General features: G+C 68.8%; 21 protein-coding genes and 1 pseudogene. 10 read left to right on the top strand and 12 right to left on the bottom strand.

Going from position 1 to position 24,387, the window contains the following annotated elements:
* Window positions 1-72: 72 nt before the first annotated feature.
* From AC5Y47_RS02745 to AC5Y47_RS02730, 4 genes are all read right to left on the bottom strand, one after another.
* Window positions 73-1,218 (bottom strand): PP2C family protein-serine/threonine phosphatase, encoded by a 1,146-nt coding sequence (locus AC5Y47_RS02745; protein WP_499941903.1) that lies wholly within the window; start codon window positions 1,216-1,218, stop codon window positions 73-75.
* Window positions 1,219-1,530: 312 nt separating this feature from the next.
* Entirely contained in the window at window positions 1,531-2,700 is a 1,170-nt protein-coding gene (locus AC5Y47_RS02740) for an acyl-CoA dehydrogenase (RefSeq protein ID WP_499941724.1), read from the bottom strand.
* Window positions 2,701-2,714: 14 nt separating this feature from the next.
* Window positions 2,715-3,239, bottom strand: a complete 525-nt coding sequence (gene purE, locus AC5Y47_RS02735) for a 5-(carboxyamino)imidazole ribonucleotide mutase (RefSeq protein ID WP_499941723.1) — start codon at window positions 3,237-3,239, stop codon at window positions 2,715-2,717.
* Window positions 3,232-4,452 carry a 5-(carboxyamino)imidazole ribonucleotide synthase gene (locus AC5Y47_RS02730; protein WP_499941721.1) on the bottom strand — a complete coding sequence of 407 codons (1,221 nt, stop codon included), beginning with the start codon at window positions 4,450-4,452 and terminating at the stop codon, window positions 3,232-3,234. The genes purE and AC5Y47_RS02730 overlap by 8 nt, the downstream gene beginning before the upstream one ends.
* Before the next feature lie 110 nt (window positions 4,453-4,562).
* On the opposite strand from AC5Y47_RS02730, the gene AC5Y47_RS02725 reads away from it, so the two are divergent.
* Entirely contained in the window at window positions 4,563-5,219 is a 657-nt protein-coding gene (locus AC5Y47_RS02725) for a GtrA family protein (protein WP_499941720.1), read from the top strand.
* Here AC5Y47_RS02725 and AC5Y47_RS02720 read toward each other — a convergent pair.
* The 3 genes from AC5Y47_RS02720 to AC5Y47_RS02710 all read right to left on the bottom strand — a co-directional run bounded on the left by AC5Y47_RS02720 (window position 5,174) and on the right by AC5Y47_RS02710 (window position 8,207).
* On the bottom strand, window positions 5,174-5,692 hold the full coding sequence (locus AC5Y47_RS02720; RefSeq protein WP_499941718.1) for a PH domain-containing protein: 519 nt from the start codon (window positions 5,690-5,692) through the stop codon (window positions 5,174-5,176). The two genes, AC5Y47_RS02725 and AC5Y47_RS02720, sit on opposite strands and share 46 nt — an antisense overlap.
* A gap of 9 nt (window positions 5,693-5,701) precedes the next feature.
* Entirely contained in the window at window positions 5,702-6,505 is an 804-nt protein-coding gene (locus AC5Y47_RS02715) for a biotin--[acetyl-CoA-carboxylase] ligase (RefSeq protein WP_499941717.1), read from the bottom strand.
* A 145-nt stretch (window positions 6,506-6,650) separates the two neighbouring features.
* Complete coding sequence (locus AC5Y47_RS02710; protein WP_499941715.1) at window positions 6,651-8,207, bottom strand: FAD-binding protein; 1,557 nt, start codon at window positions 8,205-8,207, stop codon at window positions 6,651-6,653.
* 63 nt (window positions 8,208-8,270) lie between these two features.
* Between AC5Y47_RS02710 and AC5Y47_RS02705 the strand changes: the two genes are divergently transcribed.
* The 6 genes and pseudogenes from AC5Y47_RS02705 (at window position 8,271) to AC5Y47_RS02680 (ending at window position 14,547) form a co-directional block, all read left to right on the top strand.
* Complete coding sequence (locus AC5Y47_RS02705; protein WP_499941713.1) at window positions 8,271-9,911, top strand: acyl-CoA carboxylase subunit beta; 1,641 nt, start codon at window positions 8,271-8,273, stop codon at window positions 9,909-9,911.
* A pseudogene (locus AC5Y47_RS02700) lies at window positions 9,901-10,266 on the top strand (acyl-CoA carboxylase subunit epsilon); the annotation flags it as partial. The gene AC5Y47_RS02705 and the pseudogene AC5Y47_RS02700, both read left to right, overlap by 11 nt.
* The gene (locus tag AC5Y47_RS02695) at window positions 10,263-10,916 is read left to right on the top strand and encodes a Maf family protein (RefSeq protein WP_499941711.1); all 654 of its coding nucleotides are present in this window, start codon (window positions 10,263-10,265) and stop codon (window positions 10,914-10,916) included. The pseudogene AC5Y47_RS02700 and the gene AC5Y47_RS02695, both read left to right, overlap by 4 nt.
* Before the next feature lie 420 nt (window positions 10,917-11,336).
* Window positions 11,337-12,230 (top strand): sulfurtransferase, encoded by an 894-nt coding sequence (locus tag AC5Y47_RS02690; protein ID WP_499941710.1) that lies wholly within the window; start codon window positions 11,337-11,339, stop codon window positions 12,228-12,230.
* Window positions 12,227-12,646, top strand: coding sequence for a SufE family protein (locus AC5Y47_RS02685; RefSeq protein ID WP_499941708.1), 420 nt, complete (start codon window positions 12,227-12,229; stop codon window positions 12,644-12,646). The genes AC5Y47_RS02690 and AC5Y47_RS02685 overlap by 4 nt, the downstream gene beginning before the upstream one ends.
* A 107-nt stretch (window positions 12,647-12,753) precedes the next feature.
* Window positions 12,754-14,547, top strand: a complete 1,794-nt coding sequence (locus tag AC5Y47_RS02680; protein WP_499941706.1) for an acetyl/propionyl/methylcrotonyl-CoA carboxylase subunit alpha — start codon at window positions 12,754-12,756, stop codon at window positions 14,545-14,547.
* Between the two features lie 95 nt (window positions 14,548-14,642).
* On the opposite strand, the gene AC5Y47_RS02675 is transcribed toward AC5Y47_RS02680, so the two are convergent.
* From AC5Y47_RS02675 to AC5Y47_RS02660, 4 genes are all read right to left on the bottom strand, one after another.
* On the bottom strand, window positions 14,643-15,431 hold the full coding sequence (locus AC5Y47_RS02675; protein WP_499941704.1) for an RNA polymerase sigma factor SigF: 789 nt from the start codon (window positions 15,429-15,431) through the stop codon (window positions 14,643-14,645).
* 7 nt (window positions 15,432-15,438) lie between these two features.
* Window positions 15,439-15,876, bottom strand: a complete 438-nt coding sequence (locus AC5Y47_RS02670) for an anti-sigma factor (protein ID WP_499941703.1) — start codon at window positions 15,874-15,876, stop codon at window positions 15,439-15,441.
* 448 nt (window positions 15,877-16,324) lie between these two features.
* Window positions 16,325-16,636, bottom strand: a complete 312-nt coding sequence (usfY, locus tag AC5Y47_RS02665) for a protein UsfY (protein ID WP_499941701.1) — start codon at window positions 16,634-16,636, stop codon at window positions 16,325-16,327.
* Between the two features lie 126 nt (window positions 16,637-16,762).
* On the bottom strand, window positions 16,763-17,146 hold the full coding sequence (locus AC5Y47_RS02660) for a hypothetical protein (RefSeq protein ID WP_499941699.1): 384 nt from the start codon (window positions 17,144-17,146) through the stop codon (window positions 16,763-16,765).
* Window positions 17,147-17,366: 220 nt separating this feature from the next.
* Here AC5Y47_RS02660 and AC5Y47_RS02655 point away from each other — a divergent pair, with 220 nt between their 5' ends.
* Genes AC5Y47_RS02655 through nei2 form a run of 3 tightly spaced genes read left to right on the top strand, consistent with a single transcriptional unit; the run spans window position 17,367 to window position 23,415 of the window.
* Entirely contained in the window at window positions 17,367-18,044 is a 678-nt protein-coding gene (locus AC5Y47_RS02655; protein ID WP_499941697.1) for a TetR/AcrR family transcriptional regulator, read from the top strand.
* A gap of 34 nt (window positions 18,045-18,078) precedes the next feature.
* On the top strand, window positions 18,079-22,644 hold the full coding sequence (locus AC5Y47_RS02650; RefSeq protein WP_499941695.1) for an ATP-dependent helicase: 4,566 nt from the start codon (window positions 18,079-18,081) through the stop codon (window positions 22,642-22,644).
* A 3-nt stretch (window positions 22,645-22,647) separates the two neighbouring features.
* Window positions 22,648-23,415 (top strand): endonuclease VIII Nei2, encoded by a 768-nt coding sequence (gene nei2 / locus AC5Y47_RS02645; protein WP_499941693.1) that lies wholly within the window; start codon window positions 22,648-22,650, stop codon window positions 23,413-23,415.
* Between the two features lies 1 nt (window position 23,416).
* On the opposite strand, the gene AC5Y47_RS02640 is transcribed toward nei2, so the two are convergent.
* A complete protein-coding gene (locus AC5Y47_RS02640; protein ID WP_499941691.1) occupies window positions 23,417-24,334 on the bottom strand; it encodes a CE1 family esterase in 918 nt (305 codons plus the stop codon).
* Window positions 24,335-24,387: the final 53 nt, after the last annotated feature.

The following is a 24,387-nucleotide window of genomic DNA, read 5'->3' as shown; positions in this document are numbered from 1 at the left end:
ACGGAGGCCAGCCATCCCCGCACGGTGAGCTGCGGCTTGGGCAACGTGCCCCGGGCGTCGTTCCTCACCGGGTCACCGGGTGGTCCGCTGCACGCGGACCACGGCGATGTCGTCGCTCAACCCGCCCATTCCCTGAGCGAGTTCCTCTGCGCCGTCGATCAGCGCGTCGACGAACTCCGGTCCGGCCAGCCCGGCGTGCCCACGCGCCAGAGCCAACAATCCGTCTTCGCCGAGTCGCCGGCCGCCGCTTCCGGAGTAACCCTCGAAGAGTCCGTCGGTCAGCAGCAACAGACCGTGCCCGGCCGGCAGGTGCACCTCAGTCTGCGGCCAGTCGGCGCAATTCAGGCCCAACGCCGGACCATGGGGCGGCTCGAGCCACTCCACCGATCCCGGGCCGTGCACCAGCATCCCGGGATGCCCGGCGCGCACCGCGGTGATCGGAGCGTCGTCGCCCGGTATCGCCAGGCTCAGCACCGTGGCGAAGACGCCGTTGTCGGCGCGTTCGGCGTGCAGCACCCGTTCCAGCTGACGCATCCGATCCACCCCATGCACGCCGGCGAATGTCAGTGTGCGCCAGGCGATCCGAAGCGCAGCTCCCAACGCCGCCTCGTCCGGGCCGTGACCGGCGACGTCGCCGATGAGCACATGGGTGACCCGGTCGGGGGTCTGCACGACGTCGTAGAAGTCGCCGCACAACAACGCCTTCTCCCGGCTGGGCCGGTACCGGGCAACGATCTCGAGACCCGGGTCCTCCAGCAGCAGCGGGGACGGCAACAGGCCGCGTTCGAGCAGCGCGTTCTCCCGGGCGCGCAGCTGGCTGGCATGCAGGTCCGCGGCGATCAGCTCGGCACGTTTGCGTTCGATCGCGTACAACAGCGCGCGGCGCAGCATCTCCGGTTCGACCCGGCCTTTGACGAGATAGTCCTGGGCTCCGGCGGCGACGGCGGAGGCGCCGAAGTATTCGTCGTTGAGTCCGGTGAGCACCACGATCGGCACGGTGGCATCGCTTCGCAGGATCCGGTCCAGCGCGTCGATTCCGTTGGCGTCGGGCAGATTCAGGTCCAGCAGCACACAGTCCGGGCGGGCCGAGGCCAGCTCGCGCTCGGCGTGCGCCATCGACTGCGCCCACACCACCTCGATGTCGGCGACCGCGTCGGCGATCAGTTCTTCCACCAGCACGGCGTCGGCCCGGTCGTCTTCGACCAACAGCAACGACAACGCCCGCCAGCTGGCCGCGGGGGCCACGAAACCCTGCACCGTCAAGTCCCTGTCACCCGCGGGCGCACACGCGAACTCACGTTCTTCACCAAATTCGGCCCCCTGGGCAGTGGCAACACGTCTGGTCATGGGACGACGCGCCGGCATCCGGCAAGTGCGTCGAAGCAGGTCCGAAAAGATCCGGGCGTTATCTTGCCACCTCGACTGGCTTCTCAATCGCGCGTGGACTTGGTCGTCAGCTGGATACTAGGCGGTGGGACGCGGGTTTTCCTGTCGTTCTGGCAAATGTCATCGGAGCTGCTTACGCCGGCGTCAGCGCAACAGGGCCCGGGACATCACGACTCGCTGAATCTGGTTGGTGCCTTCGTAGATCTGGGTGATCTTGGCGTCGCGCATCATCCGCTCGACCGGGAAGTCGATGGTATAGCCGGCGCCGCCGAACAGCTGCACCGCGTCCGTGGTGACTTCCATGGCCACATCGGAAGCCAGGCACTTCGACGCCGCGGAGATGAAGCCCAGATTGCCTTCGCCGCGCTCGGCGCGGGCGGCGGCGGTGTAGACCATCAGCCGGGCGGATTCCACCTTCATGGCCATGTCGGCGAGCATGAACTGCACGGCCTGGAACGAGCTGATCGACTGGGCGAACTGCTTGCGGTCCTTGGTGTAGGCGATCGCCGCGTCCAGGGCGCCCTGCGCGATGCCGACGGCCTGGGCCCCGATGGTCGGACGGGTGTGATCCAGCGTCGCCAGCGCGGTCTTGAATCCGGTGCCGGGCTCGCCGATGATGCGGTCGCCGGGGATCCGACAGTTCTCGAAGTACAACTCGGTGGTGGGCGACCCCTTGATGCCCAGCTTGCGTTCCTTGGGGCCGATCTGGAAGCCCTCGTCGTCGATGTGCACGATGAACGCCGAGATGCCGTTGGCGCCCTTGTCCGGATCGGTCACGGCCATCACGGTGTACCAGGATGACTTGCCGCCGTTGGTGATCCAGGCCTTCGCGCCGTTGAGGATCCAGTCGTCGCCGTCGGCCTTGGCCCGGGTGCGCATCGACGCGGCGTCCGATCCGGCCTCGCGTTCGCTCAGTGCGTAGGAAGCCATCGCGGTGCCGTCGGCGATGGACGGCAACACCTGCTTCTTCAGCTCGTCGGAGCCGCGCAGGATCAACCCCATGGTGCCCAGCTTGTTGACCGCGGGAATCAGCGATGCCGACGCGTCGACGCGGGCGACCTCTTCGATGACGATGCAGGCCGCCACCGAGTCCGCGCCCTGCCCGCCGAATTCCTCGGGGACGTGCACGGCGTTGAATCCCGAGGCGTTCAGCGCGTCCAGCGCTTCCTGCGGGAACCGGGAGTTCTCATCGACGTCGGCGGCGTGCGGGGCGATCTCCTTTTCCGCCAGCGCACGGATCGCCGAGCGCAACTCCTGGTGCTCCTCGGGCAGTTGAAACAGATCGAACGACGGATTTCCGGCCCATCCAGCCATCGCCAGCCTCCTTGCTACTCGTCGGTAACTTTACCCTGTAGCTGCTGCAACGCCGCATCCTTGGCCGCGACGGTCTGCGCCAGCCGGTCCTGGAACTCGACGATGCGCGCCCGCAGTTGCGGGTCCGACGATCCCAGCATGCGCACGGCCAGCAGTCCCGCGTTGCGGGCGCCACCAATCGACACCGTGGCCACCGGCACCCCGGCCGGCATCTGCACGATCGACAACAGCGAATCCAGCCCGTCCAGCCGCGCCAGCGGCACCGGGACACCGATCACCGGCAGCGGGGTCGCCGAGGCGACCATGCCCGGCAGGTGCGCGGCCCCGCCGGCACCGGCGATGATCACCTCGAGACCGCGGTCGGCGGCCTCGCGCGCGTAGTCGAACATGACCGCCGGAGTGCGATGCGCCGAGACCACGCGGACCTCGTGCGGGACGTCGAATTCGGCCAGGGCCGCGGCGGCGTCCTGCATCACCGTCCAGTCGCTGTCGCTGCCCATGATGACCCCGACTCGGGGCTGCGGGCTGGTGTCACTCATGCGCGTCCCATCCGTCCGTCCACTGCGCGTGCGACAACCAGTGTGCCGCCAGCTCGGCCCGTTCCCGCAGCGTGGCCAGGCTTTCCGGGCCGGGGTCGTCGGTGCCGAGGAAGTTGATGTGCCCGATCTTGCGCCCCGGCCGCTCGGCCTTGCCGTACAGGTGCACCCTGGCGTCGGGCATCCGGGCGAACAGGTGATGCAGCCGCTCATCCATGGATATCTGCGGCGTCTCGTCCGCTTTCGCGCCCAGCACGTTGGCCATCACGGTCCACGGCACGACGGCCGCGGTATCGCCGAGCGGATAGTCCAGTACCGCGCGCAGGTGCTGCTCGAACTGGCTGGTCCGCGATCCGTCCATGGTCCAGTGCCCCGAGTTGTGCGGCCGCATCGCCAGCTCGTTCACCACCAACCGCCCGTCGGTGGTCTCGAACAGTTCCACGGCCAGCACCCCGACCACGCCCAGTTCGTCGGCCAGCCGCAGCGCCAGCTGCTGGGCTTCGACGGCCAGCGCCTCGGACAGCTCCGGTGCAGGCGCGATCACCTGCACGCAGATGCCGTCGCGCTGCACGGTCTCCACCACCGGCCAGGCCGCGCCCTGACCGAACGGCGAGCGGGCCACCAGCGCGGACAGCTCCCGGCGCAGCACCACCCGCTCCTCGACGAGTGCCGGCACCCCGCCGGCCAGATATTCGCCCGCGATCTCGCGGGCGTGCGCAAGATCACGCGCCATCGCGACACCGCGGCCGTCGTAGCCGCCCCGGGCCGCCTTGACGACGACGGGACCGTCGGCGAACGCCGCCAGCTCACCGAGGTCGTCCTGACTCTCGAGGCCGAGGTAGCGCGGCACCGGCATGTTCAGCGCCGCCAACCGCCGCCGCATCACCAGCTTGTCCTGGGCGTGCACCAGGGCGGGCGGGGGCGGCAGCACGTTGACGCCCTCGGCGACCAGCTTCTCGAGCAGCTCGGACGGCACATGTTCGTGGTCGAACGTCAGCGCGGTGGCCCCGGCGGCCACCCGGCGCAGGTCCTCCAGCTCGGTGTGCGAACCGATGACCACGTCGGGGCTGACCTGGGCGGCCGGGTCGTCGGTCGAGTTTGCCAGCACACGCAGGGTCTGCCCGAGGGCGATAGCGGCCTGGTGCGTCATCCGGGCCAATTGACCACCGCCGACCATGGCTACCAGGGGAGTTCGGGGACTCGGCACGGCCCTCATGTTGTCACGGCACCTGACCGGCGTGTTTAGTGGCCTTAAACGGCTCAGAATGCCAAATCGTTATGTACCATTTTGCGCCGATTTCGAGATCATCCGTAGACTGGCGTGCTGTGTCCTTTGCCGATGCCACGATCGCGCGTCTCCCCGCGGCTGTTCAGCCCTTTGCGATGCGCCACCACGAGCTGATCAAATTCGCCATCGTCGGCGGCACCACATTCATCATCGACTCGGCCATTTTCTACACGCTGAAGCTGACCATTCTCGAACCCAAACCGGTGACGGCCAAAGTCATCGCCGGGATCGTCGCGGTGATCGCGTCCTACATTCTGAACCGCGAATGGAGCTTCCGTAACCGGGGCGGCCGCGAACGCCACCACGAAGCGTTGCTGTTCTTCGCGTTCAGCGGCGTCGGTGTGTTGCTGAGCATGGCGCCGCTGTATTTCTCCAGCTACGTCCTGCAGCTGCGGGTGCCCAATGTGTCGTTGACCGTGGAGAACCTGGCCGACTTCCTGTCGGCCTACATCATCGGGAACCTGCTGCAGATGGCGTTCCGGTTCTGGGCCTTCCGGCGCTGGGTGTTCCCGGACGCGTTCGCCCGCGACCCGGAGAAGGCGCTGGAGTCGGCGCTGACCGCCGGCGGTATCGCCGAGGTCTTCGAGGACGAGCTGGAAGAGGGCAACGTCACCTTGCTGCGGTCCTGGCGCAACCGCGCCGGCAAGACTCAGCTGGGAGATTCCTCCGAGCCCAGGGTGTCGAAGACTTCGTGATACAGCAGCGCGTGCACATCGCGCAGCCGCGGAATGTTGTGAAACTCCAACGGATCCTGTGACGCCGACTCGATGATCAGCGTTCCGGTGCGGAAGATCCTTTCGAAGACTCTGTCCCGGAACTCCACGCTGTTGATCCGCGCCAGCGGGATGTCGATGCCGCTGCGGGTCAGCACGCCGTGGCGGTACATCACCCGCCGGTTGGTCACCACGAAATGCGTGGTGAGCCAGGACAGGAACGGCCACACCGTCAGCCAGCCGACGATGATCAACCAGATACCCCAGATCACGCCGTAGATGATGTTCTTCGTCATCGGCTGCCACGGGGTGGAGTCGACGAACCCGGAACCGAGCGAGGCCAGCGCGGTCGCCACGATCAGCGCCAGGACCGGCAGGATCAGACGTTTCCAGTGCGGGTGACGGTGCAGGACCACCTGCTCGCCCTTGGCCAGTGCGTTGTCCGGATAGCCCACCGCCCCAAGCTAACGCAAATGGATCACGTCACCGGCGGAAACCACGACGTTCTGCCCGGATTTGTCGGCGTCGCTGTCCCAGGTTTCCAGGCACAACCGGCCCTGCTCGTCGATGTCGCGCGCGATCCCGACGACGGCTCGGTCGCCGGGGAGTTCGGCCCGGACCCGCGATCCGAGGGTCAGGCTGCGGGCCCGGTAGTCGTTGGCCAGCTGGGGGTCGGCTCCCCGCACGGCGCGCCAGGCGGCGATGCGCTCCCCCAGCTCGCGCAACAACCGACGCACCAGCAGGTTGCGATCCAGCTGCGCGACGCCCTCGTTCAGTAGCGAGGTCGCACCGACGTCGGGTGGGGCGTCGCTGACGTTGAGCCCGATGCCGACCACCGCGAACGGTTGTGCCACCTCGGCCAGGATGCCGGCCAGCTTGCCGCTCCCGGCGAGCACGTCGTTGGGCCACTTCAGCCCGGCTTCCACCGGGCTCACCGCGGCCACCGCGTCCACGACGGCCAGCCCGGTAGCCAGCGACAGCCAGCCCCACCCGGCCGTCGGGACGTCGTCGACTCGGACCCCGACCGACATCGTGATCTGCCCTCGCGGCGCCGCCGTCCAGTTCCGGCCATGCCGTCCGCGGCCGGCGGTCTGTTGTTCGGCGATCAGCACCGCGCCGTCGATGTCGGCGCCGTTCGACGCCCGGGTCAGCAGGTCGGCGTTGGTGGAACCGGTTTGCTCGACGACGTCGAGTTGCCGCCAGTAGGAGTCGTCGCCGATCACCTCGGCGCGCAGGGCGGCCTCGTCGAGCCGGTCGCGGTCGGTCACGCGATCAGCTTAAAGACCCGCTTTGCCGGGTCATCCCGGCGCGCCGACGCTCAGCCGCCTACTCGTCCGCGCCGAGCGTGTCGCCAGTGCGAAAATCGACCCGAATTTTGACAGTGGTTACACGCTCGGCGGGGCCAGCGAAGGCTCAGCGTCCGAGCATGTCCCTGACCGCCAGATGGCTGAACAGCATGCTGGTGCCGATCGGGTTGCCGCCGCCGGGATAGGCCAGCCCGCTGGGCGCGGCCATCGTGTTGCCGGCGGCGTACAGGCCGGGGATCGGATTGCCCGAGGTGTCCAGCACCCGCGCGGCGGCGTCGGTGCGCAGTCCACCCTTGGTGCCCAGGTCGGAAATGCCGAAGGCGGCGGCGTGATACGGCGGCCGGTCGATGGGCACCAGCGGCGAGGCGCCGCCGGAGAACGCCCGATCGAATGCCTCGTCGCCGCGGCCGAAGTCCTCGTCCACCCCGGCGGCGGCGAACTGGTTGAACCGGGCCACCGTCGTCGCCAACTGGCCCGGCGGCACCCCGATCTGGGTGGCCAGCGCCTCCAGCGTGTCGGCGGTGTGCCACAGCCCGGCCGCGACGTATTTTTCGGTCTCCACGATCGAGACGTTGGCCGCCTTGACCGGCGGCACCTCCCCTTCGCGGTCGTCGTAAATCATCCAGTACGGCAACGTCACCGACTCGTCCTGCAGCTTGCCGATGATCTCGCGGCCGGCGCGGTCGTAGGCCCGGGATTCGTTGACGAATCGGTTGCCGTCCTGGTTGACGAAGATGCCGCCGGTGAACCACAGCGCGAACGCCGAGCGGCCGTCGGGATGCGTCATGCCCGGCGACCACCACGCCTGGTCCAACAGGTCGGTGTCGGCGCCGACGGCGATGCCGGCCTGCAGCGCCTGGCCGAGGCTGCCCGGCCCGCCCATGGTGTCGCGCGCGTGACCGGGCACGCCGTAGCGGCGGCGCAGCTCGTCGTTGTCTTCGAAACCGCCGGCGGCCAGCAGCACTCCGCGCCGGGTGCGGATCGCGGTGCGTTTGCCCCAGTTGTCCACGACGGCACCCACGACCCGACCGTCGGACACCACCAGCTCGACCAGCGCGGTGTCCCGGCGCAGCGAGGCGTTCGGGTACTGCTTGATCGCCGTCAGGAACCGCGCGATCAGCGCGCGGCCGCCGACGTAGTAGTCGGGCGGGGTTTCGGCGCCGAGCCGGTCGGTGTCCAGCGGTCCGCGGATCTCGTCGCGCAGTTCCGGAGCGGCGGCCACCTTCAGCGGCTTCGCGGCGATGTGACGCTGGCCGTCCAGTCGGGCTTTGGGCGCCTTGCCGTAATAGTCGGGCCAGGGCAGCGGCACGAATTTGATGACGGGATCCTGCTCGAGGTATTCGATCAGGGGCGCGCCGCCGCGCACGAACGTTTCCTGCAGTTCCCGCGGGGTCCGGTCGCCCACCACCGCGTGGTAGTAGGTCAGCGCGTCCTCGATGGTGTCGTCGGTGCCCGTGCGCTTGAGGACGGGATTGCACGGAAACCACACGCCGCCACCGCCGGAGTAGGCGGTGGTGCCGCCGAACTTGTCGGTCGACTCGACGAGCAGCACATTGAGGCCTTCGCGGGCGGCGGTATACGCGCCGGTCACGCCGCCGCCACCGGATCCGGCGACCAACACGTCGCACTCCTCTGCCCAGCGCATTTCCGGATGGCCGTCCATGCCCGGAGACTACTTAAGGGCTCATTAAGGGTCGGGCCGGGTCTGCCGATAACATCGACTCCCATGACAAGCGTCGCCGACCACACCGCAGAGCCCGCCGCCGAGCACACGATCGACATCCACACCACCGCGGGCAAGCTCGCGGAGCTGCACAAGCGTCGGGAGGAGTCGCTGCATCCGGTCGGTGAGGCCGCCGTCGACAAGGTGCACGCCAAGGGCAAGCTGACGGCGCGGGAACGGATTACCGCACTGCTGGACGAGGATTCGTTCGTCGAGCTGGACGCGCTGGCCAAGCACCGCAGCACCAACTTCGGGCTGGAGAAGAACCGTCCGGTGGGCGACGGCGTCGTCACCGGTTACGGCACCATCGAGGGCCGCGACGTCTGCATCTTCAGCCAGGACGCCACGGTGTTCGGCGGCAGTCTGGGCGAGGTGTACGGCGAGAAGATCGTCAAGGTGCAGGAGCTTGCGATCAAGACCGGGCGTCCGCTGATCGGCATCAACGACGGCGCCGGCGCCCGCATCCAGGAGGGCGTCGTCTCGCTGGGCCTGTACAGCAAGATCTTCCGCAACAACATCCTGGCGTCCGGCGTCGTCCCGCAGATCTCGCTGATCATGGGCGCCGCGGCCGGCGGCCACGTGTACTCCCCCGCCCTGACCGACTTCGTCATCATGGTCGACCAGACCAGCCAGATGTTCATCACCGGACCCGACGTGATCAAGACCGTCACCGGCGAGGACGTCACCATGGAGGAACTCGGCGGCGCCCACACCCACATGGCGAAGTCGGGCACGCTGCATTACGTCGCGTCCGGGGAGCAGGACGCCTTCGAGTACGTGCGCGACCTGCTCAGCTACCTGCCGCCGAACAACGCCACCGACCCGCCGCGGGAGCCGGCGCCGCTGCCGGTGGGTCCGATCGAGGACAACCTGACCGACGAGGACCTCGAACTGGACACCCTGATCCCGGACTCGCCCAACCAGCCCTACGACATGCACGAAGTGATCGTGCGCATCCTCGACGACGACGAGTTCCTCGAGGTGCAGGCGGGCTACGCGCAGAACATCATCGTCGGGTTCGGTCGCGTCGAGGGCCGGCCGGTCGGGATCGTGGCCAACCAGCCCACCCAGTTCGCCGGCTGCCTGGACATCAACGCCTCGGAGAAGGCCGCCCGGTTCGTGCGGACCTGCGACTGCTTCAACATCCCGATCGTGATGCTGGTGGACGTGCCGGGGTTCCTGCCGGGCACCGGCCAGGAATACAACGGCATCATCCGGCGCGGCGCCAAGCTGCTCTACGCCTACGGCGAGGCGACCGTCCCGAAGATCACCGTGATCACCCGCAAGGCCTACGGCGGCGCTTACTGCGTGATGGGTTCGAAGGACATGGGTTGCGACGTCAACCTGGCGTGGCCGACGGCCCAGATCGCGGTGATGGGCGCCTCCGGCGCGGTCGGGTTCGTGTACCGGCAGAAGCTGAAGGAGGCCGCGGAGGCCGGCGAGGACGTCGACGGGCTGCGGCTGCAGTTGCAGCAGGAGTACGAGGACACCCTGGTCAACCCCTACATCGCCGCCGAGCGCGGCTACGTCGACGCGGTGATCCCGCCGTCGCACACCCGCGGTTACGTCGGCACCGCGCTGCGGCTGCTGGAACGCAAGATCGCGCAGTTGCCGCCGAAGAAGCACGGGAACATCCCCCTGTGAGGCAACTAGTGCCGAGCAGACGCAAAAGCACCCCATTTCGGCACGAAATGGGGACTTTTGCGTCTGCTCGCCCAACTTCACCAGCGACGGGAGTGAGATGACTGAGGTGACCGAGGAGACGCAGCCGGCCGAGGAGGCGCCGCACGCGCACGAACCGCACCTCAAGGTCGTCAAGGGCCACCCGAGCGACCAGGAGCTGGCGGCGCTGATCGCCGTGTTGGGCTGCATCGGCGGTGGGACGCCCCCACCGGAACCCGAACCGGCCCGGTGGGGTCTGCCGGTGGACAAGTTGCGCTACCCGGTCTTCAGTTGGCAGCGCATCACCCTGCAGGAAATGACGCACATGCGTCGATGATCCGCCTGGTGCTCGGGTCGGCCTCATCGGGACGGCTCACGGTGCTGCGCCAGGCGGGTGTCGACCCGCTGGTGCTGGTCTCCGGCGTCGACGAGGACGGACTGATCGCCGCGCTGGGTCCGACCGCCGCGCCCGGCGAGGTGGTGCGGGCGCTGGCCACCGCGAAGGCCGAACACGTGACGTCGGTGCTGCCCGACCGTGCGGTCACGGCGGATTGCGTTGTGCTCGGCTGTGATTCGATGCTCTACCTCGACGGCCGGTTGTGCGGCAAACCCGCGTCGGTCGAGGACGCGCGCCGGCAGTGGGAGTCGATGGCCGGACGCCGCGGACACCTGCACACCGGGCATTGCCTGGTTCGGATACGCGACCACACCGTCGTGCGAACCGAGGCCGAAACATCGGTCACCACAGTGCAATTCGGGACCCCGTCCCGCGACGACCTGGAGGCGTACCTGGCCAGCGGCGAACCGCTGAAGGTGGCGGGCGGGTTCACCCTGGACGGCTTGGGCGGCTGGTTCGTCGACGGGGTGGACGGCGACCCGTCGACCGTGATCGGCGTGAGCCTGCCGCTGTTGCGCTCGCTGTTGGGACGGGTCGGGGTGTCGGTCGCGTCGTTGTGGGCCGCCAATCCGACGCCGGAATCGGAGTAACAGCTAAACGCTCGACTTGCAGTTGATCGGGGGTGAGCGACTGAGCGGTGTCGGTGACGATTTCCGCCGCATTGCCGGCTCAAGCACGGTTGTGAAGCCTTGGCTTTGAGTGTGAAGTGACGGCTTTCGGCGTGCAGTCTGGGCGGGAAAATCGGCAGGATCCCGCCCAGGTTTCACCCCCAACGCCCAGATTTCACGCGCAACGCCCAGGTTTCACGCGCAACGCCCAGGCTTCACGCGCAACGCCCAGGTTTCACACCAAAAGCCCGGCGCACCGCACCGCGGCGCGGTCTGAAGGTCGAAACGATGCGGTCGGCGAAGCCTTAATCCGCAGCCGAGAACCAACCCTGCAGACGCCCGAGAAGCACTGCGCCCAACACTCAACCGAGCTGTTCGACTCGCTTTAGTAGGCTCGGTGACGTGCCACTTCCCCCAGATCCCAGCCCCACCCTGTCGGGCTACGCCAACCCCGAACGGCTCGTCACGGCCGACTGGCTGTCCGCCCACATCGGCTCTCCCGGCCTGGCAATCGTCGAATCCGACGAGGATGTGCTGCTCTACGACGTCGGCCACATTCCCGGAGCCGTCAAGATCGACTGGCACACCGACCTCAACGACCCACGGGTGCGCGACTACATCACCGGTGACCAGTTCGCCGCGCTGATGGACAGCAAGGGCATCGCCCGCGACGACACGGTGGTGATCTACGGCGACAAGAGCAACTGGTGGGCGGCCTACGCGTTGTGGGTGTTCACCCTGTTCGGTCACCCCGATGTGCGCCTGCTCAACGGCGGACGCGACCTCTGGCTCGCCGAACGCCGCGACACCACCCTTGAGGTCCCGACCAAGACCTCGGCCGGCTATCCCGTCGTGCAGCGCAACGACGCGCCGATCCGGGCTTTCAAAGAAGACGTGCTCGAGGCGCTGGGCAGTCAGCCGCTGATCGACGTGCGCTCCCCCGACGAATACACCGGCAAGCGCACCCACATGCCCGACTACCCCGAAGAGGGCGCGCTGCGCGCCGGCCACATCCCCACCGCACGGTCCATCCCGTGGGGCAAGGCCGCCGACGAGAACGGCCGCTTCCGCAGCCGCGAGGAACTCGAAGAGCTCTACGGCTTTCTGAACCCCGACGACCGGACCATCGTCTATTGCCGCATCGGCGAACGGTCCAGCCACACCTGGTTCGTGCTGACCCATCTGCTGGGCAGATCCGGCGTGCGCAACTACGACGGGTCGTGGACCGAGTGGGGTAACACCGTGCGCGTGCCGATCACCGCCGGCCCCGAACCAGGACCAGCACCGGCCACATGACGATGCCCGCGCCGCTGGCCGAGGTGGTGTCCGACTTCGCCGAAGTCCAGGGCCAGGACAAGCTGCAGCTGCTGCTGGAGTTCGCCGGTGAACTCCCAGCCCTGCCGGCACATTTGGCCGAATCCGCGATGGAGCCGGTCCCCGAATGCCAGTCACCGCTGTTCCTGCACGTCGACGCCCGCGACCGCGACCGGGTGCGGCTGCATTTCAGCGCGCCGGCCGAGGCGCCGACCACCCGCGGATTCGCGTCGATCCTGGCCGCCGGCCTCGACGAGCAACCCGCCGCCGACATCCTCGCGGTGCCCGAGGACTTCTACACCGATCTCGGTCTGGCCGAGCTGATCAGCCCGCTGCGGCTGCGCGGAATGTCGGCGATGCTGGCGCGAATCAAGCGCCGGCTTCGCGAATCCGCCTGAATCGGGGAACCGCGTGACCGGGCCGACGGGGCGCCGCATAAACTTCCCCGACAAGGCTTGTAAGAAATTCTCTTAAAGACGAAAAGACGTCCAAACCAGGAGGCGCAGTGCCCAGTCACGCCAGTTCGCGGATCTCCAAAGTTCTCGTCGCCAACCGCGGCGAGATCGCCGTCCGGGTGATCCGGGCAGCCCGGGATGCCGGACTCGCCAGCGTGGCGGTGTACGCCGAGCCCGACGCCGAGGCTCCGCACGTCGCCCTGGCCGACGAGGCCTTCGCGCTGGGCGGCCAAACCTCCGCGGAGTCCTACCTGGACTTCGGCAAGTTGCTCGACGCGGCCGCCAAGTCCGGCGCCAACGCCGTGCACCCCGGCTACGGCTTCCTGTCGGAGAACGCCGACTTCGCTCAGGCGGTGATCGACGCCGGCCTGATCTGGATCGGGCCCAGCCCGCAGTCGATCCGCGACCTCGGCGACAAGGTCACCGCGCGCCACATCGCTGCCCGCGCGCAGGCTCCGCTGGTGCCCGGCACCCCCGACCCGGTCAAGGACGCCGACGAGGTGGTCGCGTTCGCCAAGGAGTACGGCGTGCCGATCGCGATCAAGGCCGCGTTCGGTGGCGGCGGCCGCGGCATGAAGGTGGCCCGTTCCATCGAGGAGATCCCCGAGCTGTTCGAGTCGGCCACCCGGGAGGCCGTCGCCGCGTTCGGCCGTGGTGAGTGCTTCGTGGAGCGCTATCTGGACAAACCCCGCCACGTCGAGGCACAGGTGATCGCCGACCAGCACGGCAACGTCATCGTCGCCGGCACCCGGGACTGCTCGCTGCAGCGTCGGTTCCAGAAGCTGGTCGAGGAGGCGCCGGCGCCGTTCCTCACCGACGCCCAGCGCAAGGAGATCCACGAGTCCGCCAAGCGGATCTGCAAGGAAGCTCACTACTACGGCGCCGGCACCGTCGAGTACCTCGTCGGCCAGGACGGGCTGATCTCGTTCCTGGAGGTCAACACCCGCCTTCAGGTGGAGCACCCGGTCACCGAGGAGACCGCCGGGATCGACCTGGTGCTGCAGCAGTTCAAGATCGCCAACGGCGAGAAGCTCGACATCTCCGAGGACCCGACGCCGCGCGGGCACGCCATCGAGTTCCGGATCAACGGCGAGGACGCCGGTCGCGGCTTCCTGCCCGCGCCCGGCCCGGTGACCCGCTACGACACCCCCAGCGGTCCCGGCGTCCGGCTGGACTCCGGTGTGGTGGCCGGTTCGGTGATCGGCGGCCAGTTCGACTCGATGCTGGCCAAGCTGATCGTCTACGGCGCCACCCGCGAGGAGGCGCTTGCACGTTCCCGACGTGCGCTGGACGAGTTCCACGTCGAGGGGCTGGCGACCGTCATCCCGTTCCACCGCGCCGTGGTGTCCGACCCGGCGTTCATCGGCGATGAGAACGGCTTCACCGTTCACACCCGCTGGATCGAGACCGAGTGGGACAACACCATCGAGCCCTTCACCGGCGGCGAACCGCTGGACGAAGAGGAGTCCCGGCCGCGGCAGAAGGTCATCGTCGAGGTCGACGGCCGCCGCGTCGAGGTCTCCCTGCCCGGCGACCTGGCGCTGTCCAGCGGCGCTCCCGACGCCGTCGGTGTGGTACGCCGTAAGCCCAAGGCGCGCAAGCGAGGCGGGCACGGCGGTGCGGCGGCCTCCGGTGACGCGGTGACGGCTCCCATGCAGGGCACCGTCGTCAAGGTCGCCGTCGAGGAGGGCCAACAGGTATCCGCCGGCGACCTGGTGGTGGTGCTGGAGGCGATGAAGATGGAGAACCCGGTCACCGCCCACAAGGACGGGGTGATCACCGGGCTGGCGGTGGAGCCGGGCGCGGCCATCACTCAGGGCACGGTGCTCGCCGAGATCAAGTAGCGCTTCGGCGCTTCCAGCGCTTCGAGCGTCGAGTGTGTGCGGCTACCCGCGCACTCGGCGCCGAATGCGCGGCAGGCTGCACACTCGCGAAAAACTCACTCCAACTGGTCGCGCAGCCGCGCCAGCGATTTGGCCAGCAGCCGGGAGACGTGCATCTGCGAGATCCCGACCCGCTCGGCGATCTGCGTCTGCGTCATCGACTCGAAGAAGCGCAGTACCAACACCATTCGCTCGCGTTCCGGCAGCGCTTCGAGCAGCGGGCGCAGCGCCTCGCGGTTCTCGATCCGGTCCAGGCCCTGGTCCACATCGCCCAGGGTGTCGGCGATGGCACGCGCGTCGTCGTCCTCGTTGCCGCCGCCGCTGTCGATGGACAACGTGTTGTAGGAGCTTCCCGCGACCAGACCTTCGACGACTTCGGCGCGGTCCATACCCAGTTCGACGGCGAGTTCGGTTGCGGTGGGGGCTCTTCCCAGCCGCTGCGACAACTCGGCGGTCGCGGTGCCCAACCGCAGGTGCAGCTCCTTGAGCCGGCGCGGCACCTTGACCGACCAGCTGTTGTCACGGAAGTGCCGCCGGACCTCGCCCATGATGGTCGGGACGGCGAAAGAGACGAAGTCCGAACCGGTTTCGACGTCGAAGCGCACCACCGCGTTGACCAGTCCGACCCGCGCGACCTGGATCAGGTCGTCGCGTGGTTCGCCGCGGCCCTCGAATCGCCGGGCGATGTGGTCAGCCAGCGGCAGGCAGCGTTCCACGATCTTGTCCTGGTTGCGCTGGAACTCCGCCGAGCCGGCAGCAAAGGTGGCCAGCTCGCGGAACATGTCCGGAACATCGGCGTATTCGTTAGGTCGAGATTGGGAACCGCCGGCAGTTTGCTCTGTCAACTGGCCGTCACTTACTAGTGGCCGCCCGTCGCGCTGTCAACGAAATTCCGAAGACACTGCCCGTTGCGTCGGGCTCGCGACCGTCGTGGAACGTCTGGACGTCATCGGCCAGCGAGGTGAGTACATGCCAACTGAAACTGCCGGGGGCCACTACGTCGTGGGTGTCGCACGCGGCGGACGCCTCCACGACGAGTTCCTCGTCGCGCGGGTCCACCACCAGGGTCAGCGTGGCGCCGGGAGTCGCCGAGCGGATCAGCCGGGTGCACACCTCGTCAACGGCCAGCCGCAGATCCGCGACGGCGTCGAAATCCAGGTCTTCGAACGTGCCGATGGTACCGACCAGGGTGCGCAGCATTGCCAGGTTCTCCAAGCGGGCCGCGACGTTCAGTTCGACGGCGCGGTAACCGCGTTGGCGCCCGTCAGCGCGCAGATCCGCATCGGTCATGTGGCCTCCCGGCATAGTTCGACCGACATTACTCCTGGCTTGGTCACGGGCTGCGGCGCCGGGTTGCGGCTCGCCGTGTACCAAGGGGTCGAGCCGGTTGGTCATGATCGCCACCGGATATTCAACCAGTTGTCGGCGAGACAGACGTCTCCGACCCCACCGGCGCGCGCCGACTGCAGCACGTCGCGGTGATAGCCGGGGTGATGAAGGTGCTGAGCGTAGGTGCTCTCGTGATTCGGTCCCCCATGATGGGGTATCCACGCTATTGGACAATTGCCGGTACTCATCATGGTGCTCTCCTGATACCCAGTCACCGGCGGGGGTAAAACTACGAAACCCGTCGTTTCCGGCCGGGTGCTGCGCCGCGTCTGAGCCGACCTTACCGGGCGGCCGCACACCACCGATCGCCCGGTTACCGGGGGGCGCTCGATGAAGTATCGACCAGCCGTCAGCTGGCCAGGCGCTGGCGCTGGACTTCTGGATGCTCGGTGTACCAGCGGTCGGCGATGCGACGGATCCGGCGGTGCTCGAAAGCCAGCCAGACCAGTCCGATCACCGTGAGTACGCCCGCCAACACGCCGAAGGTCATGCCTTGCGAATAGTGCTGGGTACCGAACCCGGCAAGAGATCCGACGCCGGCAATCAACCCGGCCACCACCATCAGGTAGCCCGGCCAGTGCAGCACATCGATCAGCGATTCGCCGGCAAGTGGCCGCGTCGTCCGCAAGTGGTCGACGGGGTCACGATAGGTGTCCCCCATGGCAGCCTCCTATCGGATGCGATTTCTGCGTGAGTGCCCGTGTGGGCACTAACTCCACGGTAGAACTCGGCAAACCCGATTGGGGAGGTTGACGGCCGAAAATTTGCGGTTTGTGCGGCCGGGCCGTCAGAGGGCCAACACCGGACCGGCGATGGGCGGGACACCCATCGACAGCGCGATCACCATCAGTGTCAGCAGGAACCAGCCAGCGCCGTGCCATCCCCACCAGACGCCGTTGTCGCGCCACACCCGGTAGGTGCGGAAGAACGCCCACACTCCGGCGAGCAACAAGATCAGGGGACCGCCGAACGCCAGCATCGTCCGCTCCGGCGGGCCACAGGCCACCGTGTCGATGCTTCCGCCGCCGCAGGTGCTGACCCAGAGGGCGGCCATCACCACGAAGCCGACTCCGGCCGCGCTCGCCAGCACCGCGAACTTGATGGCGGCATGGACTTCCCTGTCGTCGTGACCCAACCGGTCACCACGCACTCTCTCGTCTGCGGTACGCATCGGAGCACCTCGAATCTGGCGGCTACACCCAACCCCGGAAACCCGTTTTTGTCCAATACCCAGCGACAACGGTGGGCAAACCGGCCGCGGAGGCCTGCGGTCGCGATCCCGGAAGGCCACTTCACGAAACGCTGCTACGGCGACGAAGGGGCGGCCGGCGCGGCCGACTGAGGATCCGCCGTAGCGAAGCCCTTATCCGGCGTGAGTAGTATCACTGCTTATGGCGACAGCCAGGAGGCGGTTATCGCCCGAGGATCGACGCGCTGAGTTGCTCGCCCTGGGGGCGGAAGTCTTCGGGAAGCGACCCTATGACGAGGTGCGGATCGACGAGATCGCCGAGCGCGCCGGAGTGTCACGCGCGCTGATGTACCACTACTTCCCCGACAAGCGGGCGTTCTTCGCCGCGGTCGTCAAGGACGAGGCGGACCGGCTGTACTCGGCGACCAACATCCAGCCGGCGCCGGGCATGACGATGTTCGAGGAGATCCGGACCGGCGTGCTGGCCTATATGGCCTACCACGAGCAGAACCCGGAGGCGGCGTGGGCGGCTTACGTCGGCCTCGGCCGGTCCGACCCGGTCCTGCTCGGCATCGACGACGAAGCCAAGAACCGCCAGATGGAACACATCATGACGCGGATCGGCGAAGTGGTCAGCGGCATGCCGGGCACGGCGGCGCTGGAAGCCGAGGTCGAGCGCGACCTGCGGGTCATCATCCACGGCTGGCTGGCGTTCACGTTCGAGATCTGCCGGCAACGGATCATGGACATGACGCTGGAAGCCGACCGGCTGGCCGACGCGTGCGCGCACACCCTGCTCGAGGCGATAGCCCGGGTGCCGGAGATCCCCGGCGAGCTGGCCGAGGCGATGTCGACCGCGCGCTTCAAACCGCAGGTCTGAGGCACTTGTCGGTGCCTGTTGGCACCATGGTGTGGTGAGCACTGCGTCTTCTTCGGGCCCGCCGCCTGACGCGCTGGCACGGTTCAGCCCCGTCACCCGCGACTGGTTCGTCAGCACCTTTCCCGCGCCCACCGACGCGCAGGCCGCCGCGTGGAACGCGATCGCCGACGGGGACAACACCCTGGTCATCGCGCCGACCGGCTCCGGCAAGACGCTGGCCGCTTTCCTGTGGGCGCTGGACAACCTGGCCCGCACGCCCGAGAGGCCGGCCGGCACCCGGGTGCTGTACGTGTCGCCGCTCAAGGCCCTCGCGGTCGACGTCGAACGCAACCTGCGCACCCCGCTGGCGGGGTTGACCCGCCTGGCGCAGGCACAAGGCCAGCCCCCGCCCGACATCAGCGCGGGCGTCCGGTCCGGTGACACCCCGCCCACGGTCCGACGCCAGCTCATCACCCGTCCGCCCGACGTGTTGATCACCACCCCGGAGTCGCTGTTTCTGATGCTGACCTCCGCGGCGCGCGAAACCCTGGCCGGGGTGCAGACGGTCATCGTCGACGAGATCCACGCCATCGCGGCCACCAAACGCGGCGCACACCTGGCGCTGTCCCTGGAGCGGCTCGACGAACTCTCCGACGGGCGCCCCGCCCAGCGCATCGGGTTGTCGGCCACCGTGCGTCCACCCGAGGAGCTGGCCCGGTTCCTGTCCGGACATGCCCCCACCACCATCGTGTCCCCGCCGTCGGCCAAGACCGTCGAGCTCTCCGTCCAGGTTCCGGTCCCCGACATGGCCAACCTGGCCGACAACTCCATCTGGCCCGACGTCGAGGCGCGGCTGGTGGACCTGATCGAGACGCACAACTCGACGATCGTGTTCGCCAACTCGCGCCGGCTGGCGGAGCGACTGACCGCGCGGCTCAACGAGATCCACGCCGAGCGACTGGGTATCGCGGGACCCCCGGAGGGGAATCCCAAGGTGGCCGGCGGCGCACCGGCCTATGTCATGGGCAGCGGACAGACGTTCGGCGCCCCCACGCTGCTGGCCCGCGCGCATCACGGCTCGGTCAGCAAGGAGCAGCGCGCCCTGGTCGAGGAGGACCTCAAGAGCGGGCAGCTCAAGGCGGTGGTAGCCACGTCCAGCCTGGAACTCGGCATCGACATGGGCGCGGTCGATCTGGTGATCCAAGTGGAGGCGCCGCCGTCGGTCGCCAGCGGCCTGCAACGCATCGGCCGGGCCGGTCACCAGGTCGGCGAGGTGTCGCGCGGGGTGCTGTTCCCCAAACACCGCACCGACCTGCTCGGTTGCGCGGTCAGCGTGCAACGCATGCTCACCGGCCAGATCGAGACCATGCGGGTGCCCGCCAATCCGCTGGACATCCTGGCCCAGCACACCGTGGCCGCGGCGGCTCTCGAGCCGATCGACGCCGACCGCTGGTTCGACACCGTGCGCCGCAGCGCGCCGTTCGCCACGCTGCCGCGCAGCGTTTTCGAGGCCACCCTGGACCTGTTGTCCGGCAAGTACCCCTCCACCGAGTTCGCCGAACTGCGGCCGCGGCTGGTCTACGACCGCGATCACGGCACGCTGACCGCGCGGCCCGGCGCGCAGCGGCTGGCCGTCACCTCCGGCGGCGCCATCCCCGACCGCGGGCTGTTCACCGTCTACCTCGCCAGCGACTCCGAGAAGTCGTCGCGGGTGGGCGAGCTGGACGAGGAGATGGTCTACGAGTCCCGTCCCGGCGACGTGATCGCGTTGGGTGCCACCAGCTGGCGCATCGTCGAGATCACCCACGACCGGGTGCTGGTGGTTCCCGCCCCAGGGCAGCCCGCCCGGTTGCCGTTCTGGCGCGGTGACGACGTGGGCCGGCCGGCCGAGCTGGGCGCCGCGCTGGGCGCGCTCACCGGGGAGCTGGCCAGCCTGGACCGGGATGCCTTCGGGAAGCGTTGCGCGAGTTGGGGTTTCGACGACTACGCCACCGACAATCTGTGGCGGTTGCTGGACGAGCAGCGCACCGCGACCGGCGTGGTGCCCACCGACAGCACCCTGTTGATCGAACGGTTCCGCGACGAGCTGGGCGACTGGCGGGTGATCCTGCACTCGCCGTACGGGCTGCAGGTGCACGGTCCCCTCGCGCTGGCGGTGGGGCGGCGGTTGCGCGAACGTTATGGTCTCGACGAGAAGCTGACCGCCTCCGACGACGGCATCGTGGTGCGACTGCCCGACACCACCTTCTCCGGTGACGACACCCCGCCCGGGGCCGAGCTGTTCGTCTTCGACCCCGACGAGATCGACCCGATCGTGACCACCGAAGTGGGCGAATCGGCGCTGTTCGCCTCCCGGTTCCGCGAGTCGGCGGCGCGCGCGCTGCTGCTGCCGCGGCGGCATCCGGGCAAACGGTCGCCGTTGTGGCAGCAACGCCAGCGCGCGGCCCAACTGCTGGAGGTCGCGCGCAAGTATCCGGACTTCCCGATCGTGCTGGAAACCGTCCGCGAGTGCCTGCAGGACGTCTACGACGTGCCGACGCTGACTCAGCTGATGGCGCAGATCGCCCAGCGCAGGCTGCGGGTGCTGGAGGCCGAAACCAGCAAGCCCTCGCCGTTCGCCGCGTCGCTGCTGTTCGGGTACGTCGGCGCGTTCATGTACGAGGGCGACGTGCCGCTGGCCGAACGCCGCGCCGCGGCGCTGTCGTTGGACAGCACGCTGCTGGCCGAGTTGCTCGGCCGGGTCGAGCTGCGCGAGTTGCTCGACCCGGAGGTCATCGCCGGCACCGGCCGCCAGCTTCAGCACCTGTCCGAGGACCGGGCCGCGCGCGATGCCGAAGGGGTCGCCGACCTGTTGCGGCTGCTGGGCCCGCTGACCGACGACGAGATCCTCGCGCGGGCCGCGGTGACCGACCGCGCGGCGCTCAACGGATGGCTGGAAGGACTGCTCAGCGCCCGGCGCGCGTTGGCCGTGTCGTTCGCCGGGCGCAATTGGTGGGTCGCGGTGGAGGACATCGGCCGGCTGCGTGACGGCGTCGGGGCGGCGGTACCGGTGGGCCTGCCCGCGGCGTTCACCGAGCAGGTCGCCGACCCGCTGGGCGACCTGCTGGGCCGCTACGCGCGCACGCACACCCCGTTCACGACCGCGCAGGCCGCCGCCCGCTTCGGCCTGGGGCTGCGGGTGACCGCCGACGTGCTGGGCCGGTTGGCCGGCGACGGCCGGCTGGTGCGCGGGGAGTTCGTCGACAGCACCGGTGGCCCCGGCGCCGAGCAGTGGTGTGACGCCGACGTGCTGCGCATTCTGCGGCGGCGTTCGCTGGCGGCGCTGCGCGCCCAGGTCGAGCCGGTCAGCACCGCAGCCTATGGCCGGTTCCTGCCGGCCTGGCACCACGTCGGTGACCGGTCGTCGGGACATGCCGGATTGGACGGCCTGGCGGCCGTCGTGGAGCAGCTGGCCGGCACCCGGATTCCGGCTTCGGCGCTGGAACCGCTGGTGCTGGCTCCGCGGGTGCGGGACTACTCCCCCGCGCTGCTCGACGAGTTGCTCGCCACCGGCGAGGTCACCTGGTCGGGCGCCGGGTCGATCTCGGGCAGCGACGGCTGGATCGCGTTGCACGTGGCGGACTCTGCTGCCCTGACCTTGGCCCCGCCGGCCGAGATCGAACTCACCGACGTGCACCGGGCGATCCTGGACGCCCTGTCCGGCGGGGGCGCCTACTTCTTCCGTCAGCTCGCGCAGGGCGGGCACGGCGAGGCCGAGCTCAAATCCGCGCTGTGGGAATTGATCTGGGCCGGCCGGGTCACCGGCGACACCTTCGCGCCGGTGCGGGCACTCCTCGGCGGCAGCGTCGGCGCCCGCAAGCGCTCGGCACCGGCGCACCGCACCCCGCGCGCGCCGCGGCTGAGCCGGTACAGCGTCGCGCACGCTCAGACCCGGCCCTCCGACCCGACGGTGGCGGGTCGGTGGTCGGCGTTGCCGGCCCCCGAACCCGACTCCACGCTGCGCGCGCATTTCCAGGCCGAGCTGCTGCTGAACCGGCACGGTGTGCTGACCAAGGGCGGGGTTGCCGCCGAGGGGGTGCCGGGCGGTTTCGGCACGCTGTACAAGGTGTTGCGCGCATTCGAGGACGCCGGCCGGTGCCAGCGGGGTTATTTCGTCGAGTCGTTGGGCGGTGCACAGTTCGCCGTCGCCTCCACCGTCGACCGGTTGCGCAGTTACCTCGACGGGGTCGATCCACAACGGCCCGAGTACCGGGCGGTCGTCTTGGCCGCCGCCGACCCCGCCAACCCCTACGGTGCGGCGTTGCCGTGGCCGAGTGCGTTGAGCGACGGAGCCCGGCCGGGCCGCAAGGCCGGCGCCCTGGTGGTGTTGGTGGACGGCGAATTGGTCTGGTTCCTCGAGCGGGGCGGACGGTCCCTGCTGACCTTCACCGACGACCCCGGCGCCTGCCATGCGGCGGCGGTGGGGCTGGCCGACCTGGTGGCCTCCCGGCGGGTGGCGTCGATTCTGGTCGAGCGGGTCGACGGGGTGTCGGTGCTCGCGCCCGACGGCCCGGACGCAGTGGTGGCGGCGCTGGCCGAAGCGGGATTCGCGCGCACCCCACGCGGTCTGCGGCTGAGGTAGACGATGCCGGAGGGAGACACGGTCTTTCACACCGCCGACACGCTGCGCCGGCAGCTGCTGGGAAAAACGTTGACGCGCTGCGATATCCGGGTGCCCCGCTTTGCCACCGTGGATCTCACCGGGCAGGTGGTGGACGAGGTGCTCAGCCGGGGCAAGCACCTTTTCATCAGGGTCGGTGCGGCCAGCATTCACTCGCACATGAAGATGGACGGCGCCTGGCGGGTCGGGGACAAGCGGTTGCGGGTGGATTACCGGGCACGGATCATCCTGGAAGCCGGCGACATTCGGGCCGTCGGCGTCGACCTCGGCGTGCTGCAGATCCTGGCACGCGACCACGACGCCGAGGCCGTCGCCCATCTGGGACCGGACCTGTTGGGTGAGGACTGGGATCCGCGGCGCGCCGCCGCAAACCTGACCGCCGACCCGGACCGTCCGCTGGCCGAGGCGCTGCTGGACCAGCGGGTGATGGCCGGGGTCGGCAACGTCTACGCCAACGAACTGTGCTTCATCAGCGGCCATCTGCCGACCGCGCCCGTCAGCGCCGTCGCCGACCCCTTAAGGCTCGTTTCGCGTGCACGAGACATGTTGTGGGCCAACCGTTTTCGATGGAACCGCTGCACCACCGGCGACACCCGGGGCGGACGGCTGATGTGGGTGTACGGGCGGGCGGGGCAGGGTTGCCGGCGCTGCGGAACCCCCATCTCGCAGCAAGATCCACCGGACGGCAGCGCCGAACGGGTGCGGTACTGGTGCCCGGTCTGTCAGCGCTGAGTCAGTCCCGGCCGTGGCTCATGAAGAACTCAGCGATCACCTGAGAACCGTCGAACGCACGGGTGGTGGACCCGATCACGGCCTTCGGCAGGTACTGTTTGCCGCCCGGCCAGGTGTGCCCGCCCTTATCGATCTGATAGTGGATCACCTCGGTGTCGTCGGCGCAGCCCCGGGAATCGAAGCGGCGCACCACGGTTCCGTCGCCGACGCTGGGGAGTTCCTCGACCCGGGGATTGGCCGGGCAACGGTCCACGGCACGCCACCGGTCGACCATGTCGGCGACCGAGATGGCATGGCTCAACCCGCCGCGACCGCGGACGTCACCGCCGTTGTAGGGCACCACCGCGTCGGCGGTGCCGTGCGCATCCAGCACCGAGACCGGACGCGACGGATTGCACGCCACGCCCACACCCAACGTGCCCGAGATGGGCGCGATCGCGGCGAACAAGTCGGCACGCTCGCACGCCAGCCGGTTGGACATGAAACCGCCGTTGGACATGCCGGTGGCGAAGACATGCCCGGTGGGCACGTTGTATTCGTCGCGCAATTTGGTCACCAGCGTGACCAGGAATCCGACGTCGTCGAGCCGGCGACGGTCGGCCGGCGACGCGCCCCGCCCGTCGGCCCAGCTCTTGTCGTAGCCATCGGGATAGACCACCACCAGGCCGTTGGAGTCGGCGACGGAGTCGAAGTTGGTCAACCCCCGCTGTCCGGCACCGGTACCGCCGCCACCGTGCAGGTTGAGCACCAGGCCGACGGGCGGGCCAGGGGGCACATGCACCAGGTAGGTCCGGTTCAGCGCGCCGTAGCGGAGCATTCCGGCCTGATCGCGGGCCCCGGCAGCGTGAACTTGCCGTTCGCTGCAGCCGACCAGGCTGATCAGGAGAACGGCCGATGAGAGCAATCGCGCCCACGGCATGGGTTAAAGCTACCGATCACAGCGGGCGCGTCGGCACGGCGGCGGGATGGACA

The sequence above is a fragment of the Mycobacterium sp. NGS22 genome (assembly GCF_059813095.1).
This window is presented reverse-complemented; position numbering and strand designations above follow the sequence as displayed.